Source organism: Janthinobacterium sp. SUN100 (assembly GCF_030397705.1).
In the GTDB taxonomy this organism is placed as follows: domain Bacteria; phylum Pseudomonadota; class Gammaproteobacteria; order Burkholderiales; family Burkholderiaceae_D; genus Janthinobacterium; species Janthinobacterium kumbetense.
The window spans coordinates 186,949-203,933 of record NZ_JAPUBU010000004.1 but is presented as its reverse complement, the minus strand read 5'-3'; the positions used below and the strand labels follow the sequence as shown (position 1 = coordinate 203,933).

Sequence of the window (16,985 nt, the reverse complement as noted above, 5' to 3'; positions counted from 1 at the left end):
GTATCAAATTCCTCCAGCCAGGTCGAATACCGGCATGTACATCAAAATAATAATCGCACCGATCATGATGCCAACCGCCATCAGCAAGATCGGTTCAGCAACTCGGGTGGCACGGTCGATAAATACGGTGAATTCTTGGCGGTACGTCTGCGCGATGATGTCCATGATGCGCGCCAGATTGCCTGACCTTTCGCCGACCTGCAACAGGCGTTCGGTGACGCTGTCCGTCAAGCCGTTCTCGGCGAAGGCCGTGGACAGGCGCTTGCCCTCCTGGATCAGACCACGCGCGCGCAGTATCTGGTCCTGGAGTTTCTTCTCAAAGGCCAGGTTTTGCGCCAGAGGTATTGCGTCACTCAGCGTATAGCCGCCCTTGAGCAGCATCGACATGGTTTGATAGATGCGCGCAAGCTGGTAGAGGCGCAGATAATGCTGGACGAACTTGAAACGTCCCAGCGCGCGAAGTAGAAGAATCTTTAGCTTGCCATTGCGGTGGCCGACTACCGCCAGCACGACCAGTCCAGTTATGCCCGCCAGTATCAGGCCGAGATAATCGCTGGAGACCTGCCCCACCTTCATCAGGATTACCGTGGAAAAACTCAGTTTTTGCGAAAAATCGTCATAGACTTTGGCGAAGCGGGGCACGACATAAGAAATCATGAACAGGCACACCAGCATCCCAAAGACGACAACCAGGCTGGGATAGATCGCCGCACTAACCACCTTACGGCCCAGTTCCTGGCCCACTTTTTCATACGCTACATATTCTTCCAGCGCCTCGTCGAGCCGGCTGGTGCGCTCGCTGGCGCGGATGGAGGCGATCAATAGCGGAGGAAAGCCGATACGGTTCAATTCCAGCGCCGATGACAGCGGTTTTCCCTCCAAAAGCAATTGCCTGATTTCCAGCAGTACGGTGCGCTTGGCATCATCGTTGTCCTTGGTGCACAAGGTGTCAATCGCTTCCACCAGCGACATGCCGGATGACAGCAGGGTACGCAGCTCATCGCAAAACAGCACCAAGTTAAAGCCCCTGATGCCGGAAACCCCGCGCGTGCGGGTGCGCCGGCCCTGCGCCGCGACCGACAATACTGTGTGGCCCTGCTGCTCCACCATGCGCGTCACTCCAGCTGCATCCTCGCCATCCACCGTGCGTTCGGTAATGGCGCCGCTGGCGGCATGAAATGTGCGTATCTTAAATTGCATGAAGATCCAATCCGTTTTGACGGGCAGCTACCGTATGCGGGGCACGCCTCATGGCACTGCCACATACATAAACTTCCAGTCGGTGTAACGCTCACCCATCAGTGGCGCGGCACCCGACAGGAGCAAAGGCTGGCGCCGCAAGGTAGCTTTGTCGCTGAGGCTGTACACGCCGGCGATACCGCCATCGGCCGCTTTGACGAGTCCCCATTCCGCTCCCTTGCCCACCGGATCGAGGTAAATCTTGCGCAAGTGGCGCCGCACGCCAACAAAACGTCTATCCTCGACCAGGTCCTGCAGCGCAGGCGGGTATGCTTTCGCCGTACCGGGTGCCTGCGCGTAATAGGTACCAATCGCCCGCACATATGCCTGTCCGATCTGGATCAACTCTTCCTCCCGTTCACGCTGTGTCGCGTTACTCCACGCTTCGCCGACGGCGGCCAGGCCAATACCGAACATCGCCAGCGCGAATAGCATGGCGACATAGGTAAAACCATGCTGGGCCGTAACAGCGTTACCACGAGGCATACTCGCTCCCGTCGCGTGCGCGGCCCGTCGCAGCGCTCCTGACGTCGAACACGGCGCCCATGTCCCTTTTTTCCGGCGCGACGATGACCCAGTTGTCGCTGCGGTCGGTAATCGGGTCGACAGGCATCTTGCGCAGGTAGCGGCGCGCGACGATTTCGTCGAGCGAATCGGGATAGCGGCCATTATCACCAAAATACTTGTCGATCGCATCGCGCGTCTGTGCCAGGTTTTGCCGCAGCACAGATTCCTTGGCCTTGTCGACATTACCGAAATAGCGCGGCACCGATAACGACAGCAGCATGCCGATCAGCGCCATCACCACCAGAAGCTCGATCAGCGTAAAGCCGCGATATGTGGGACGAGTCACCATAGCCGGTATGCGATGCCGTTCATGCCGACCTTGTCCGAGGTGGAATAGACATCGAACACGTCTGCGCCCTCCTTCGGCTCTTCCGGCGGAGATAAATAGCTGCGCAAGCCCCACGACACTTCCGCATTTACATCAGCGGGCGCGAACGGGTCTTTCGGAATGCGCCGCAATAGATACATAGTCTGGCCGCCGGCCGCCAGGTCAGGCACGCCCTGCACCAGCACCGCCAGCGACGGAGGATACCCGCTGCCCTGCTCCCCCTTGCCGATGCGCCCGGCATCATAGGCCTGTTTGTAGCCATCGATAGCGCGGCGGATTTCCCACAAGGACTGCTTCAGCTCGCGTTCCTTGTTGCGCGTCGCCGTCAGCTCGACCAAGGGCATGGCGGCTGTGGCCAGGATACCCAGGACGGCCATCACCACCAGCAGTTCGACGGTGGTATAGCCGGCATGCCGGACATGGCCGGACTTGCGCGGTTTAAACATGGCACGCACTCACTTGACCATCACGCGCAGCGGCGCCGGCAATGCTTCGGCGTCGATCGGCGTCGAGGAAATCGATTTGGCAGATAACACGCGAATCTCGGCGGGGCCCGCAACAAGCGCCTTGAACTTGAAGCTCATCATCGTGCCCTCCCCTTTCACACCTGCCGCGCCGGTGCGTAGGATTGCCATTGATGCCAGCCCCTTGGCTTGCTCCATCGCCTTGCTCGCGCTTGCCGTGGCGCCATCCCGGGTAAAAAAGGCGCCTTCATCCGCGTCAACCACTTGCAGGTTCTGCTGCGAAAATTGCAGCTTCAGCGGCATGCCACGCAAGGCTGTGGCAGCCTTCACATTGACATGCACGATAAAGGTTTCGCCAGCCTTGACCTCTTGCGGCCCTGCTAGGGACACGGCCACCTGCGGCGCGACTGCGACTGCCACTGTCGCCGCGCCATTGAGCAGTGGCGCCACCATCGGCGCTACGCCCTGCGGCGCCCCCGAGCCCATGGGCATCGGCACTGCGCCTGGCAAGCCGGGAAACGATGGCGCACTCTTGGCCGCGCCTGGCTTCTCCACAGCTGGCAGGGTCAAAGGCCGGCTGCGCACATCGTTTTCGGTCCCCGACCAGAACTCCGCCTGGTTCAGGTCCGGTCTGCGGATATTGCGCACGATACGCGGCGTGATCGACAGTACGATCTCCGTGCGCTGGCCATCGTCACGCTGCGAAGAGAACAGCCGGCCTACCAAAGGCAAATCTCCGATGCCGGGCACGCGGTTGGCGCTCATGCGCTCTTCGTTGCTGATCAAGCCCGCCAGTAGTTGTGTTTCTCCATCGCGCAACCGCAGAACCGTGCTGGCGGTGCGCGTGCCGATCTGGTACACCAGAGAACCGGCGGCCGTCTTGATCTCGCGCACCAGCGAACTGACTTCCAGGCCCACCTTGATGGCCACCTCATCATCCAGGTAGATATTCGGCTCGACGTCAAGCTTCAGGCCGACATCGACGTATTGCACCGATTCGGAAATGAAGCTGTTATTGTTGGAGCTGCCAGTGGTAGTGACCACGGGCAGCTTGTCGCCGATCAGGATCTTGGCTTTTTCGCGATTGCGTGCGCGGATCTTGGGGTTGGCCAGTATATTCACGTCGCCCACGTCGCGGTGCAGATTGATGCGCACATCGGGCAAATTGATGCCAATGGAATCGCGATTCAGGCTTTTCAGATTACCCAGCGTGAAACCGTCCGAGCCGGCGGGCGCGAGTGGCGTGAGGTTGAAGCCGTCCGGATATTTGATGCCCAGTTCAGTCAGGCTAGAGCGTTTTATTTCCAGTACCTCGACCTCCATCATGACTTCCGGCTCGGACAAATCGTGCAACGCGATCAGGCGTTCTGCAAGGCGTATCGTTTCCGGCGTTTCGCGCACCATGATCAGGTTCAGCTTTTCATCGATGAAAGGCTCGCGTATCTTCAGCATGGTCTTCAGCAACAAGGCGGTCTGCTTGACGTCCGCGCTGGAAAGATAGAAGGCGCGGATCACCAGATCCTGGTATTCCTTGGCCTTTTCCGGCGTCTTCGGATAAATCAGCACAGTGGACGCATCGAGCACCTTGAAGGTCAGCTGGCTCGTCGAGGTCAACAGCTCAAGCGCATCGTCGAGCCGTGTTTGCCGCAGAAAAATGGTCGTGCGCAAATCCTGGTGCACGTCCTTGTCGAGCACAAAATTGATGCCGCTGTTGCGCGTCAGGGCTTCGAGCACCATGCGCAGATTGGCATCGCGGAAGTCGAGCGAAATGGGCCGCGTCTCAGCCAACCGCGCAACGCTTAGCTCGGACTGTTTGCTGGCCAGTTCCAGCTGCCGCTGCAACCCGAGCAGTTCAGCACTCCTGGGCGTGTCTTTCAGCGCCGCCTCGATCACCAGCATGGCGCGCTCGCGCATGCCTTTTTCAATCAGCTCGCGGGCGCTGGCGACGGCAGTTTTTAACCGTGCATCGCGCTCGATTTCCAGCATCATGGCCTTGGCCCTGTCTTCATTGGGCTGTATCGCCAACGCGCGTTGCAGGATCGCCTGGGCCTGCGCCTCATTTCCGCGCGAACGCGCCGCCGTCGCCGCCGTCATCAGGCGCGCCAGGATAGTGTCGCGCGCGGAGAGCTGCCCGGTACGCAGAATCACGCTTTCCGGATCATTCTGCAAGGCGGTATCATAAGCCTGCAGCGCTTCTTCGTACTTGCCTGCACCAATCTGGCGCTGCGCACCGTCGCGTATGTATTGCGTACCACATCCCGCCAGCAAAACGGTGCAGCACACCGCGCCGGCCCAACCGAAATAATGTCCCTTGTAACGCAATGCCCTACTCCCTGTTTTGCATGAACGCCCCGCCGGAGCCAGCCAATCAATTTCCGGTCTGCACGGCGATCACTATTTTTTCTTCCAGCGGCACATACGTCACCACAATCTGCGTTTCTGTCACGGCATCGATGCGGAATGTATTATCTAACAACTGGCGCGCATGGATAGGAATAAGTGTGTCTCCACGCGCTAAATAGGTGATCGTCCGGCCATCGACGTCGACCATGCGCCCGAAGTACTGATAGGGAAAGGTCGGTGCACTCGGCTTTTGCGGCGGTGGCGGTGGTGGCGGCGCCAAGGCGCGCGGTGCAGACGACTGGAAACTGATGGAACGGAACAGGTCTGTTTCTGATCCCACCAAGGGATCGCGATCCAGTAAGCCACCGGCCTCGCTAGTGCCGATTACCTGCTCCGGCGAAACGGTCGTGTCTGCGTGCCGGCGCGGTATTGCATCTTCAGTGGACCAGGGCTGGCTATCCTGCTCACGCCAGGCGGTCCAGCCGCACAAGGCTACGGTGAGTAGCGCTGCCAGCCACAGGCCTTGCCGGCGGGAGGGCAAGGCCGGCATCGATATTGCCATCAGCTTGGCTTCCGGTAAAAGTAAGTGAAATGCACATCAATTTCCATCGCGACATCGCTGGCGCGCGCCCGACGCAGCGAAAGCGAGTCCAGCGCCAGTCCACCATGAGTGGCCAACATCGCGGTCAGGGTTCTCTTCAATGGTAAATAAGCACCCTTGATACGTGCATTGACCTCGATGCGCCCGATCCCAGCGGCGGCTAGATTGTCGGTCGGCTTGAAGCTCGCATCCGACATCAGCAAACCGTTTTGCGTAGCCAGCGACTGCAAGTCCGCCGTCACCAACGACAGGCTGTCGAAGCCGGCCAGTTGTGCTGCCAGGTTTTGTTGCGCAGTAACAGGATCAGCCGCTTGCGCGCGAAACTGGGCTTCCAGCACGCGTATTCTGGTCGCTGCCGCTGCGTTCTCGGCGCGCTGCACCGGCAATTCATATGAACCCAGCCACGCCGCGCCGCATAGCAAGAAGCCGACCGCCAACCATGGCCAGTTGTGGCGTACTGAGAAATGGAATGGCTGTAATTGTTTTAAAGGATACATTGAATCTTTAAAAATTTAATGACGTGGCACCTAAAAAAGTGCCGATCAATTCGCTTTCTTAACGAAGTTCATGCATCAACTGGTCAAGCGGTAATCTGATCCTGCGTTCTTCACAGATGGGCGGCATGCCTACGAGGTTCGATAGGAGCGCACTGATTAAGCAAGGGATGCGCAGGCCAACTTGAGACAACAACGGAATTCTCACTTTCCACCATCTGTCATTCAAAAAAAGTGTTTTCCGGCTTCGAACACACCGCCAAGAAAAAGCTAACTCGACGCGACCACTTCTTACATAGATCGGCAGTGTAACTGCCGTAAGGGAAACTGCACAAATTGATTGACCCATTTTATTCGACCATCTGGGAATCTGGACTTGGCCCTAACCTTCACACTTGGGACTATCCGACATTGTCGCACCTTTTGACAGTTAACAAAGCAGCTTTGCATTACGAATGGCGAATGCGATTTTTGTTTATTTATCAGTAATTCCTAGGGTAAAAAACAAGGAATCTTCCCCAGCGGTACCTCAACTTTGAAGGCCTCGCGGTGGCAGAGTGTTTCCTTGTGCTAGATGAGCTCGCTAAAAACGGCGGTGGGTAGTTGCTGCGCGTCCTATATATTTTTTCCGAATCCCTCATATTGCTGGTATCCCTATCGACAATATAAGCGCGCAATTTCTCGATCTGCTGACTAGGGGCGATAAGTGTGACTTTCTCCCAACTTGGCGGCGATTCCCATTACTCTCGTTGTTGAGGTGCTGTGCTTCATCGCCAGTAAGAAATTTCTGAAGAATAAATTAGCTGGGCATTGATGCCATAGGTAGCTTGCCGAATGCTGGAAATGGCCGCGCAGATCTAAAGCCGACAGTACAAAAAAACCTCTCGACGCGCAAACATCAAATGGGCCAGTGCAACCTAGGACTTGTAAGGTGGATATGATTAAGTTCTACTTTCACGTAGGTGTTGTGCGTCGAGCCCGTTTAATTGGGATGTCGGATGGTTTAACTTTGGAAGGTACCAACACCCCAGACCAACGCGTAGTAAGCTCGGTCATTATCGTTGCATCGGGACGGACAAAATCCAGTGCCTCCCGGAGCACAGATTTAATTTCGGATGCTGTGACGCCTGGCAAAATCGGGATATACAAAACCTGCGGTGCGTCCTTATGCAAACCTGCGACAAAGGTTCGCGCGACCATCTCGTCGAAAGAAACCTCGGCATCAATGGCCAGCCGAGCAATATCTTGTGCCAAGGTAAACGGAATATCCCCCGTTACATTTGGAATGTTGGGTTGGCTGGTGGGCTCTCCCACTACGTTAAGAGCCCACTCCAAACACTTCACTATCTCCGCGTTCATCGAACGGTTATTTGCCTTTGCAACAGCAGCGATTCTATCCCGCATACCATCGGGAAAGCGAACGATGTACTTGTCGGAATCCTGCGCAGTGCGAGCCGACGCTGCGGCCCGTGGAGTTTTTGGCGGCGGAGTTGTTCTTAGTGGAGGTGTGAGACTTTTCATACAGCAAAGGATACTGGCATTGAGCCATTTTGCAATACTGGCACTTAGCCATAAATAACTCCTGCCTATAGTGGCTCAATGCCATATATTTGAAATATGGCTCTAAGCCATAAAAAAGAATGTAACATGAGCACCGACACCAAGGAAGCCAAGATGGACAAATTTATAATCAGGTTTGACGGGAATCAGCGCGAAGCCATCAAGTCACGCGCAGAGAAGAATCGTCGCAGCATGAACGCCGAACTGTTGGCGCTCATCGATGCGGGGATTTCCGTAACAGATGCCGCCGCCGACACGCGTGCGGCATGAGAAAATTCCCTTCCAGCGCGGAATTACATGCGTTGAATGACGCAAGTGTAGCTGCGATCCAAGCAATTACCTGGCGCGGCCAGAACATCGTCACCACCGAACTACTCACCCAGTTGCGCGGAACCGAAGCGAAGAACACTCAAGTGAACCACACGCGCAATCTGGCTCGAGTCGAGCAAGGTATTCATTTCTTAAAAGTATGCGACAAGTCGTGCGTCAACGGCAAGGACTAGAAAATATCGAGCAAGCGGCTGAATGGCTCGTCAAGTCGCGCTTACGCAAGCAGTCAAAAAACATGACGGGTCGCGGTCGCGCCCTGTACCAAGTGGAAAGAAAGCTGAAATGAGAGTCATCGGCCTGCCCTGCCCGCATTGCGAAAACACCGTCCGCGCTGTCAAAAGCCGCACGATGTCCGCCATGTTCAAGGAAATCACCTACATGTGCCAGAACCCCGAATGCGGGCACTCCTTCGTGGCAGGCCTGGAAGTACTGCGCACCCTCTCGCTGTCCGCCATGCCCAAGCCGGATATCCGCATCCCGATGTCCCAGCATGCGCGCGCGGCGGCCACCAGCCAACTGGCCCTGGACCTGACTGCGGGCTGCTGATGACTGTCCCGATCCTCGCGCCGCCGTAACCCGGCCGCCGTAACTCCCCTCTTTTGCTGTGCCCTGCTGCGCTCCCTTTTGAGCGTGCGGGATTCGTTCAACCTGAAATAAGGAAAACCGATGGAAAACACGCTGCACGCCACCCGTCATGCCGACCAATCCATGGCATCGAGCACGATCCGCCCGACCTTGCAAAATTGTATTGTCCCCGTGGCGCCAACGTGTTTTCTGCTGCAGGCCAGTGCGGGCATCGGCATCGCGGCGCTGACCGCCCACATCCACGAGATTGCCAAGACCTATCACGCCTACGGCGCTGCCAATCTGACCTTCATCGTCAGCCATGCGCAGGCGCTGGAGCGTGACGGCTTTTTCACGCCAGCCAAGCAGCGCGCCCTGGTCGGCAAGCTGCCCATCGAGGTGAACTACATTTTCGCCACTGAAGCGGGTTCCCGGCACTGCTGCGGCACATCGCACACGCTCCAGTACTGGGCAGAACATTTTCTCAAGGCAGGGGCACGCTGATGCAGCGCGTGGCCAAAACCTCCGGCATCTGGCTGCTGTCGCTCCTGATCGTCATTACCCCTGACGTGCTGCGGGCCATTGGCTTCATCAAGGACTGAACCATGCCGGCGTCCCTTATCGACAATCACCTGTCCTTCCAGCCTGCCGCCGAAATCCTGGCCGCGCGCGACAAGGATATGCCGACGCCACCAGGCGCCGGGCACGCGCTGGCCGCCATCGCCGAAGCCAAGGCCCAGCTACGCAGCATCAAGCCGCGCAACCTGGCCCCCTTCATGGCCCAGGCCTGGGGATTGTCGCCGCGTGGCGCGCGCCGCTCCGTGTTGATCGCCGCCGGCATAGACGCCGACCGCTGGGAGTCGCCCATCCATTCATTTACCGAGGAAGAGCGCATCGCGCTGCGCGCCGCCACCTCCGCCGCCATCCGTGTGTACGAAAGACTGTTAAATGCAATCTAAACAAATCCTGCTGCCTGCCCCACAGCGTCACGAAGCCTTTTTGCGATCCGCCCAGTTCGCGCCCGAGCTGACCCGCATTCCATACAAATGGCGCAACCGCGTCATCACGGCCGCCCTGGCCAAGATGGCTTGGTCGTCCTGGTACAAAGTCTATGAATCCATCGCCACCGGCTTTGTGCGCGAATTCGCCGAACAGTACGTGCCGGCCGGCGTCGACCTGTCGCAAAGCGATGCCGACATCGTGGCCACCGCTGAGCGTGCGGCGGCTGTTGTAGTCAAAGCTCTCTGGTCGGCCACGTCGGACAGGCACGCCCTGCAGATCATGGCGGACGAATGCACCTCGTATGGCATCGAGGTGCCCGAGTTCGACGCACTGGCCGACACCATCGCCCGCCTGGTGGACGCCCGCTGGTGGCGCCGCCAACTGCGCAAGCGCGTCAAGCGCGCCTTTGAAGCCGGAAATATCCGCCTGGGCTACGTGAACTATCGCGGCGAACCTTACGCCAGCAATGATGCCGTGCTGTCGCGCCTGGCGCAGAACCGCCGCAACGCGGCAGCGCTGGCCGCCACCCTCGTGCAGAACGAGAACGGCCAGCAATTCAGCATCGCCGAGCTGGCAGAGAAAACGACGGCGAATAAAGCCATCCGGCGCGGCGAACTGATGTTGCGCATCAACGGCTTCGAACAGATTGCCCGCGAGTGCGGCGACCAGGGCATTTTCATCACTTGGACGTGCCCATCGCGCTTCCACGCCATGCAACACAGCGGCAAGCCCAACGACAAGTTCGACGGCTCGACGCCGCGCGAGGCGAATGCCTACCTGGGCAAGATAACATCGCTGTGCCGCTCCGCGCTGGCGCGCCGTGGCATCGGCCTGTATGGCTTTCGCATCGCCGAACCACATCACGACGGCTGCCCGCATTGGCATCTGCTGCTGTTCGTGCGCCCGACCGCGAAAGACAAGACGGCGCACCTGCAGGACGTGGCGGGCCGCGCCATCCGCATCATGAAACGCTACGCCTGGCGCGTGGACCGTGGTGAACCGGGCGCCTTCGCGCGCCGCCTGGACGTCAAACGCATCGACTGGGCCAAGGGCAGCGCCGCCGGCTACATCGCCAAGTACGTCGCCAAGAACATTGACGGCGTGGCCGAGCACAAGACGAAGGAAGGTTATGTCGTCACGGCCGACACCGAAGGCGATGTCGAGCTGACGCCGTCGGCGCGCGTCGAGTCCTGGGCTGCGTGCTGGGGCATCCGTCAATTCCAGCAATGGGGCGGTGCCCCTGTCACCGTGTGGCGCGAACTGCGCCGCATCGAGGAAAGCATGCTCAACGAAGCCCCGGCCGCCATGCGCCGTGCCTGGGACGCCGTGCAAAAGATCGACGGCGAAAAGCGCGCCTGCTGGGCCGAATACCTGCGTGCCCAGGGCGGCGCCCTGGTGCCGCGCAAGGAGCTGGTCGTCACGCTGGCCAAGGATGAAAAGACCGTCATCGGCCGCTACGGCGAAACGCTGCGCACCACGCCCTATGGCGTGCGCTGCAGCGACCTCATTGGCGTGGTCTTCAAGTCCGTGCGCCACACGTGTACGCCGGTGCAGGCCACAGGCGGGCGCGGGGTGGCTGTTGGGGTTGCCGTTCCTCGGACTCGGACTCGTGTAAATAACTGTACGCACCCCGACCGCCCTGCCCCGGCCACGCCGCCGGCGGCGCCCGCGCCCAACCTGCCCGACGAGGCAAAAACAGCCCTGATTGCCGCCTGGGCGGCCGTCAACGCCTGCCCGTGGCCACGGCTGATCGTTCCTGACTCCCCGCACCTTGAAGGGGACGGCACATGAGCACCTTTGCCGTGATCGTTCGCACGCAAACAGAACGCTTTGAATTTTTTGAGGTTGCCGCATCCAGCGGCGACGTGATCGACGCCGCCATCGACCGCTACGGCGTGTGCGGCGTTACCGCCAAACTGAAAGGAGCACCGCAATGCTGACCACCCTGACCGATTCACCGCGGCAAATCGCCCTGGGCGACCGCGTGACATTCGATACCGACGAGGGCTACCAGGCCGGCACCGTCAACGACCTGCGCCGCGACGTGGGCAATGGGGAGCTGCATGCTTGGGTGGAGCTGGATCACCAGTGGGCGGGCATGTTTCGGGCCGTGCCACTGGCGGCAATCATGCCCGTATTGAGTTAGGGACACAGTATGGCGGACCACATCGCGACGAATGCCACCTTTCTGTCGATGGACGATATTTGCGCCCTGACCGGCAGGAAGATGAAAACCAAGCAAATTGAGGCACGGCAGAAGATGGGCCTGCCCTTTTGGGTAAATGCCATCGGGCGGCCGGTTGTCACGGTCGCGGCAGTTGAGGGGCGCAAAGAAGCGCCACGAGAGAAAACATGGGTAATGCCAAGGATCAATAAAAATGGGCCGACGAAACACACGTAATTTGAACATGCCGCCGAACATGCACCCGCGCACCCAGCGCAGCGGCAGGGTGTATTACTACATGTACACGAAGGACAAGCCGCGCAAGGAAATCCCGTTTGGGCCCGACTTCATCTTGGCCTTGAAAAAATATGCTGAGCTAAACATCGTAGTGGAACTCACCGCTAACGCGACGTTCTCAGATGTCGAAACGCGCTACTTGGTCGAAGCGGTTCCAAAACTCGCAGCCAGTTCAGCACGCATGTACCGGTCAGACATCAAGCACCTGCTGGCGACCTTTTCCGGGGCGCCATTGGATCAGATCAAGCCTATGCACATTCGACAGTTCCTTGACGACCACGCCGACAAGCCGACCACCGCCAACCGGTGCAAACGGGTATTTTCAACCATGTGGAACCATGCGCGTGGCTGGGGATACACGAACCTGCCGAACCCTTGCGAGGGCATCCAGGGCCATTCATTGGCAAAGCGTACCGTCTAAATTACGGATGCAGTGTTCTCCGCTGTACGCATGCACGGCAGCGCGCCGCTACGGGATGCGATGGACCTGGCCTACCTGACCGGTCAACGTCCGGCTGATGCGCTGCGCATGACTGAACAGGACATCATTGATGGGCACCTGATCATTACGCAGGAAAAAACCAAGCAGCCGCTGCGCATCACCATCACTGGGGAGCTGGCCAAGCTGATGGAACGTATCCGAGCACGCAAGGCAACGCACAAGATCGTGACAGGTGCACTACTGACCAATATCCACGGCAAGCGCCTGACCGCGCCAGCGCTTCGCACGCACCTTGACGCAGCAAAAAAGCGGGCGGCAAAACATGTGCCGGAACTGGCGCAGGAAATCCTGGCATTTTGGTTTTACGATCTACGCGCGAAGGCGGCCGACGATACTTCGGATGATCGTGGCGACCAGGCGGCCAGCGATCTTTTGGGGCACGACAGCGTGAAGACAACCCAGCGGCATTACCTGCGACGAGGCAAGATTGTGGCCCCAACGAAATAGATTTGATCCTTAGTAGCACGGGCAACGATTGAAAATTTATTTGGGGAATCAAACTAAATATTTAATCTTGCCCAGTAGACACAATGATATTTACTGCGTAAACTCTAAAAATACTTAATGTAACGACAACCCACTAGAACATTGGTAGCATTCTCGAACATGGTGTGTCCCATAATTACCTAGTACTGTATGCATGCACAGTTCGATATCATTGATATAAGTTGCAACGTTTCTTAAGCATCAAACTTAGATTTTTGCCATACACTCAACATACACGCCGGCTCGCTTCTGCTTGTATTCATACCAACATACCATTTAGGCGCAAATTGATTGATTTTTGGATAGTTCTTGGTGCGGTCGGCTCAGTTGCCTCTCTTGCCGGTGTGCTCCTTCCGTCTCAAAGTAGGAGGCAGCGGTGGATTCATGTTCTATATGGTATCGCCATCGTCGTCGTCGCATCGACCGCCGCATGGTACTGGCAGGCGAATCAACGTATTCACAAAGTTGAACAAGCTGCTCAGCGACTGCTTTCTGAATCCGAATATAACTTTACAAATGCAGGATTCATCCAGGCTGCACTCGCTTTTCTAGAGAAAAATAAAGATCTCTATCCAGACTCATACTCACGAGCTCAAGAATTATGCAAGCAAAACAATTGTTCTGGAGCACAATACTCCAAAGAAGCTAGCAGTGCTATTGACCATGAGCACAACTTACGAAACGTCGCTTCCACACTCCGTGGCCTTGTCAAAGGTATTAGCGCCTTGGAAGCTGAACACTAAGAGAGCTAGCTCACGACACACGAAAAGTCATGAATGACCAGGCGTTCGTATTCCGTTGCGGCATGCCTGCTAGTGGTGACTAAACTGAATATCGCGCAGCGTAAGGCACAGGTGGGGACTTCGAGGAAGTCAATACCGGCCATTAAGAAAAGTGCATATGGCATCTCTGAAACAGCTGCCAAAGAAGCAAGCCACTAAGAGCAAGTCAGTGTCGTGGAAGTCAGATCAAAGCTGAATAGAACCCATTTATACTCCATCTTTGTGGAGCGAAGTGCTGCTTGTGGAGCGGCGAAAACAGGTTTTTCGCCGTTTTTCATTGGAGCGGGTGAAGGGAATCGAACCCTCGTCGTAAGCTTGGGAAGCTTCTGCTCTACCATTGAGCTACACCCGCGAAGCCTGCATTTTACGCGGGATAACGAGGACTTGGCAAACTTGTGCGGCGCTTTCGCATGCATCAGGAATTCTCACGACAATTAACAGAAAAACCAATTCGGCGCATCGGCACGTCAGTGTTTTTGTTGATAGAGAACAACAACGCATCTAGCCTGGTACGGTGAATAGCTTGGTATACGGCTAAAATAAATGAAATTATTGGCCTCGCGAACGGTGTAGCGCAGACTAGCAGGAGAAATGTTGCTACAATCGCGTGACAGTTTAGCATTCCCGCTGTTCAACCTAAAAGGATATCCCATGAAGAAAATTCTGATCGCTTCGGCAATCCTGTGCTTCGCTTCCGCGCAAGCCATGGCTCAAACAACGGCACCAGTTGGCGGTGCGCCTGTTCCACCAGCAGCGGCACCAGCAGCTGGCGCTGCCGCCGGTGGCACTGTTGCTGGCCTGAGCACGAGCGCCCTGATCGCAATCGGCGCAGCAGTTGCCGTTGTGGCCGGTGCAGCAAGCTCGGATTCGACCACCGCGCACACGACCCCAAGCCACGCCAAGTAATCTGTCGATGCCTTTGGCTGAAACAGACAAGACCAAGCCAGCGGATTGACGTCAAGCCGCGAGACGCTGGCTTGGTCCCACGAGAAGCTGGCCTTGTCATACGAAGCGCCACTTCCTCGATAAAAGCCCTTTTCATTTTTTGAAAACGGGCTTTTTATTTTTCTTCAATAATGCGCGTGCAGTTAACGCGAATCTTGCATATGCCTGCCCCTCTCGATGTCCGAGCGATACGCATCTGTTTTCAGAAAAACTCCGGCCTTCAGGAACATGAAACTCCCTGAGCAATGATGCATAGTTAATGAAAAATCAGCCTTTCCATAAACGCATGGGATTTGCCCTGCAAGGCTTGAGTGCCACCTTCCGCAAGGAATCAAGCTTCCGGCTGCAATGCCTTGCGGCCCTCATGGTATTGATTGTACTGGCCTGGAACCGGCCAGCCACAATCTGGTGGGCTTTGTTATTGCTCAACTGTGGCATGGTTCTCGCAGCAGAACTCTTCAATACCGCCCTCGAAAATTTGATTGATCACCTCCACCCGGCCCTCCATCCCAGCATCAAGATCGTCAAGGACTGCGCCGCAGGAGCCGTGCTCATTCTCAGCATCAGTGCCATATGCGTGTTTGTTGCTTTTTTGCTTGAAAACGTTGCGTGCTAAGCAGGAATACTGGGGTAGCAAACTACAATACAGGACGCGCCAGAGTGCGCGCATGTCAGAGTCTATAGAGTCTATAGAAAATATACAGATTCCTATAATTCATTAAAATGTTGCCCCGATTGGCAATGTTGACTTTTTTCCCAGTGCATACCTCGCGGCATACGAGCGCGGCAAGCCAGGAAAGTATTAATGCATGTCGAATAACGAATTACTCAGCTCTATCCAATATTAAATTTAAATTGAAGCATAAATGACTATTCCCCTCCTACCAGTAATTCTTTGTGGTGGCTCCGGCACACGTTTATGGCCGCTGTCGCGCGAGGCATTCCCAAAGCAGTTTCTGCGCTTGTCGACCCAGGGCAGCATGCTGCAACAAACACTGCAGCGCCTGGCTGACATCGACACTGTGTCGCCAGCACTGCTGGTATGCAACGACTCCTCGCGTTTCATTGTCGCGGAGCAAGTGCGTGAGATCGGCCTGGGAAATAGCCGCATGTTACTTGAACCCATGCGCCGCAATACAGCACCGGCGATCGCCTCAGCCGCCTTGCATGCGATGGAGAATGGTGAAGATCCACTCCTGCTAGTGCTGCCATCGGACCACGTCATTCTGGACACCCCGGCTTTTCATCGCACCATCGCGCTGGCGCGTACTGCCGCAGAAGCGGGTAATTTACTGACGTTCGGCATCACGCCAACGGCGCCAGAAACAGGGTACGGCTATATTCGCGCCGAAGGCGCCGCAAGCGGGCAGGTTCAGCGCGTACTTGAGTTCGTGGAAAAACCGGCCCTGGCGCTTGCTGAACAATATATCGCCAACGGCGATTACTTCTGGAACAGCGGCATGTTCCTGTTCCGCGCCAGCCGCTATCTGGAAGAGCTGGCACAGTTCCAACCCGCAGTCCTGGCCGCGTGCCGCGCTGCCATCACCGCCGCGAAAAGCGACCTCGACTTCATTCGCCTCGACAAGAATGCCTACGCTGCCAGTCCCGACATTGCCGTCGACTACGCCGTCATGGAGCGCACCAGCCATGCCTCTACCATCGCTCTCGATGCGGGCTGGAATGATATCGGCTCCTGGAAAGCCGTACTCGACGTGGCGGAAAAAGATGCCAATAATAATAGCGCCCACGGCGATGTGCTGATCCAGGATTGCAACGATTGCCTGGTGCACAGTACAAGCCGCCTGGTCACCACCATCGGCATGCGTAATACCGTGATCGTGGAAACCGCCGATGCCGTGCTGGTCATGGATGCGGATCAGGCACAACAAACGAAAACCATGGTCGCGCAGCTGGTCGCCAGGGAGCGTCCCGAGGCCACCATGCACCGTGAAGTCTTCCGTCCATGGGGTTCCTATGATTCCATCGGTAATGGTGACCGTTTCCAAGTCAAGCGGATCACTGTCAAGCCTGGCGCCAAGCTGTCTTTGCAAATGCATCATCACCGCGCCGAGCACTGGATCGTGGTATCTGGTACGGCCCAGATCACCAATGGCGACAAGGAATATTTGCTGACCGAAAACCAGTCCACCTATATCCCCCTCGGCGTCGTCCACTCCCTGGCCAACCCGGGCAAGCTACCACTCGAATTGATTGAAATTCAATCGGGCAGCTACCTTGGGGAAGACGATATCGTGCGGTTTGAAGATCTCTACGGCCGCGTTTGACCGATCAGATACAAAAGCACCACGCATGCGGC

The 16,985-nt window shown here is 57.0% G+C and carries 23 protein-coding genes and 1 tRNA gene; 15 read left to right on the top strand and 9 right to left on the bottom strand.

Going from position 1 to position 16,985, the window contains the following annotated elements:
- Positions 1 to 3: 3 nt before the first annotated feature.
- From O0881_RS21000 to O0881_RS20965, 8 genes are all read right to left on the bottom strand, one after another.
- Positions 4 to 1,200 (bottom strand): type II secretion system F family protein, encoded by a 1,197-nt coding sequence (locus tag O0881_RS21000; protein WP_289912854.1) that lies wholly within the window; start codon positions 1,198 to 1,200, stop codon positions 4 to 6.
- A 48-nt stretch (positions 1,201 to 1,248) separates the two neighbouring features.
- Complete coding sequence (locus O0881_RS20995; RefSeq protein WP_289912853.1) at positions 1,249 to 1,725, bottom strand: type II secretion system protein; 477 nt, start codon at positions 1,723 to 1,725, stop codon at positions 1,249 to 1,251.
- Positions 1,712 to 2,095: a prepilin-type N-terminal cleavage/methylation domain-containing protein gene (locus tag O0881_RS20990; protein ID WP_289912852.1), complete on the bottom strand. Its 384-nt coding sequence runs from the start codon at positions 2,093 to 2,095 to the stop codon at positions 1,712 to 1,714. The genes O0881_RS20995 and O0881_RS20990 overlap by 14 nt, the downstream gene beginning before the upstream one ends.
- The gene (locus O0881_RS20985; RefSeq protein ID WP_289912851.1) at positions 2,089 to 2,580 is read right to left on the bottom strand and encodes a type II secretion system protein; all 492 of its coding nucleotides are present in this window, start codon (positions 2,578 to 2,580) and stop codon (positions 2,089 to 2,091) included. Before O0881_RS20985 ends, O0881_RS20990 begins: the two co-directional genes overlap by 7 nt.
- Positions 2,581 to 2,589: 9 nt before the next feature.
- Positions 2,590 to 4,920 (bottom strand): cohesin domain-containing protein, encoded by a 2,331-nt coding sequence (locus O0881_RS20980; protein ID WP_289912849.1) that lies wholly within the window; start codon positions 4,918 to 4,920, stop codon positions 2,590 to 2,592.
- Positions 4,921 to 4,966: 46 nt separating this feature from the next.
- Positions 4,967 to 5,491 (bottom strand): hypothetical protein, encoded by a 525-nt coding sequence (locus O0881_RS20975; protein ID WP_289912847.1) that lies wholly within the window; start codon positions 5,489 to 5,491, stop codon positions 4,967 to 4,969.
- Positions 5,492 to 5,502: 11 nt separating this feature from the next.
- On the bottom strand, positions 5,503 to 6,039 hold the full coding sequence (locus O0881_RS20970) for a hypothetical protein (protein WP_289912844.1): 537 nt from the start codon (positions 6,037 to 6,039) through the stop codon (positions 5,503 to 5,505).
- A 951-nt stretch (positions 6,040 to 6,990) separates the two neighbouring features.
- Positions 6,991 to 7,557 carry an Arc family DNA-binding protein gene (locus O0881_RS20965; protein WP_289912842.1) on the bottom strand — a complete coding sequence of 189 codons (567 nt, stop codon included), beginning with the start codon at positions 7,555 to 7,557 and terminating at the stop codon, positions 6,991 to 6,993.
- Positions 7,558 to 7,683: 126 nt separating this feature from the next.
- Here O0881_RS20965 and O0881_RS20960 point away from each other — a divergent pair, with 126 nt between their 5' ends.
- From O0881_RS20960 to O0881_RS20905, 12 genes are all read left to right on the top strand, one after another.
- A complete protein-coding gene (locus O0881_RS20960; protein ID WP_289912840.1) occupies positions 7,684 to 7,866 on the top strand; it encodes an Arc family DNA-binding protein in 183 nt (60 codons plus the stop codon).
- Complete coding sequence (locus O0881_RS20955; protein WP_289912838.1) at positions 7,863 to 8,099, top strand: hypothetical protein; 237 nt, start codon at positions 7,863 to 7,865, stop codon at positions 8,097 to 8,099. The genes O0881_RS20960 and O0881_RS20955 overlap by 4 nt, the downstream gene beginning before the upstream one ends.
- Before the next feature lie 109 nt (positions 8,100 to 8,208).
- A complete protein-coding gene (locus tag O0881_RS20950) occupies positions 8,209 to 8,472 on the top strand; it encodes an ogr/Delta-like zinc finger family protein (protein WP_133992923.1) in 264 nt (87 codons plus the stop codon).
- 120 nt (positions 8,473 to 8,592) lie between these two features.
- A complete protein-coding gene (locus O0881_RS20945; RefSeq protein ID WP_289912835.1) occupies positions 8,593 to 8,994 on the top strand; it encodes a hypothetical protein in 402 nt (133 codons plus the stop codon).
- A 101-nt stretch (positions 8,995 to 9,095) separates the two neighbouring features.
- On the top strand, positions 9,096 to 9,449 hold the full coding sequence (locus O0881_RS20940; RefSeq protein ID WP_289912834.1) for a hypothetical protein: 354 nt from the start codon (positions 9,096 to 9,098) through the stop codon (positions 9,447 to 9,449).
- Complete coding sequence (locus tag O0881_RS20935; RefSeq protein WP_289912833.1) at positions 9,439 to 11,283, top strand: replication endonuclease; 1,845 nt, start codon at positions 9,439 to 9,441, stop codon at positions 11,281 to 11,283. The genes O0881_RS20940 and O0881_RS20935 overlap by 11 nt, the downstream gene beginning before the upstream one ends.
- On the top strand, positions 11,280 to 11,432 hold the full coding sequence (locus tag O0881_RS20930; RefSeq protein WP_175445091.1) for a hypothetical protein: 153 nt from the start codon (positions 11,280 to 11,282) through the stop codon (positions 11,430 to 11,432). Before O0881_RS20935 ends, O0881_RS20930 begins: the two co-directional genes overlap by 4 nt.
- Positions 11,426 to 11,638 carry a hypothetical protein gene (locus tag O0881_RS20925; RefSeq protein WP_289912830.1) on the top strand — a complete coding sequence of 71 codons (213 nt, stop codon included), beginning with the start codon at positions 11,426 to 11,428 and terminating at the stop codon, positions 11,636 to 11,638. Before O0881_RS20930 ends, O0881_RS20925 begins: the two co-directional genes overlap by 7 nt.
- Before the next feature lie 9 nt (positions 11,639 to 11,647).
- The gene (locus O0881_RS20920) at positions 11,648 to 11,893 is read left to right on the top strand and encodes a DUF4224 domain-containing protein (protein ID WP_289912828.1); all 246 of its coding nucleotides are present in this window, start codon (positions 11,648 to 11,650) and stop codon (positions 11,891 to 11,893) included.
- 19 nt (positions 11,894 to 11,912) lie between these two features.
- Positions 11,913 to 12,374: a hypothetical protein gene (locus tag O0881_RS20915; RefSeq protein ID WP_289912826.1), complete on the top strand. Its 462-nt coding sequence runs from the start codon at positions 11,913 to 11,915 to the stop codon at positions 12,372 to 12,374.
- 30 nt (positions 12,375 to 12,404) lie between these two features.
- The gene (locus tag O0881_RS20910) at positions 12,405 to 12,902 is read left to right on the top strand and encodes a tyrosine-type recombinase/integrase (RefSeq protein WP_289912824.1); all 498 of its coding nucleotides are present in this window, start codon (positions 12,405 to 12,407) and stop codon (positions 12,900 to 12,902) included.
- 221 nt (positions 12,903 to 13,123) lie between these two features.
- The gene (locus tag O0881_RS20905) at positions 13,124 to 13,684 is read left to right on the top strand and encodes a hypothetical protein (RefSeq protein WP_289912821.1); all 561 of its coding nucleotides are present in this window, start codon (positions 13,124 to 13,126) and stop codon (positions 13,682 to 13,684) included.
- Positions 13,685 to 14,001: 317 nt separating this feature from the next.
- Here the strand turns inward: O0881_RS20905 and O0881_RS20900 are convergent.
- Positions 14,002 to 14,075, bottom strand: a tRNA-Gly gene (locus O0881_RS20900).
- Between the two features lie 299 nt (positions 14,076 to 14,374).
- On the opposite strand from O0881_RS20900, the gene O0881_RS20895 reads away from it, so the two are divergent.
- The 3 genes from O0881_RS20895 to O0881_RS20885 all read left to right on the top strand — a co-directional run bounded on the left by O0881_RS20895 (position 14,375) and on the right by O0881_RS20885 (position 16,953).
- The gene (locus O0881_RS20895; RefSeq protein ID WP_289912819.1) at positions 14,375 to 14,629 is read left to right on the top strand and encodes a hypothetical protein; all 255 of its coding nucleotides are present in this window, start codon (positions 14,375 to 14,377) and stop codon (positions 14,627 to 14,629) included.
- Positions 14,630 to 14,927: 298 nt separating this feature from the next.
- Positions 14,928 to 15,284 carry a diacylglycerol kinase gene (locus O0881_RS20890; protein WP_289912817.1) on the top strand — a complete coding sequence of 119 codons (357 nt, stop codon included), beginning with the start codon at positions 14,928 to 14,930 and terminating at the stop codon, positions 15,282 to 15,284.
- Between the two features lie 250 nt (positions 15,285 to 15,534).
- Complete coding sequence (locus O0881_RS20885) at positions 15,535 to 16,953, top strand: mannose-1-phosphate guanylyltransferase/mannose-6-phosphate isomerase (RefSeq protein ID WP_289912816.1); 1,419 nt, start codon at positions 15,535 to 15,537, stop codon at positions 16,951 to 16,953.
- The last annotated feature ends 32 nt before the right edge of the window (positions 16,954 to 16,985 follow it).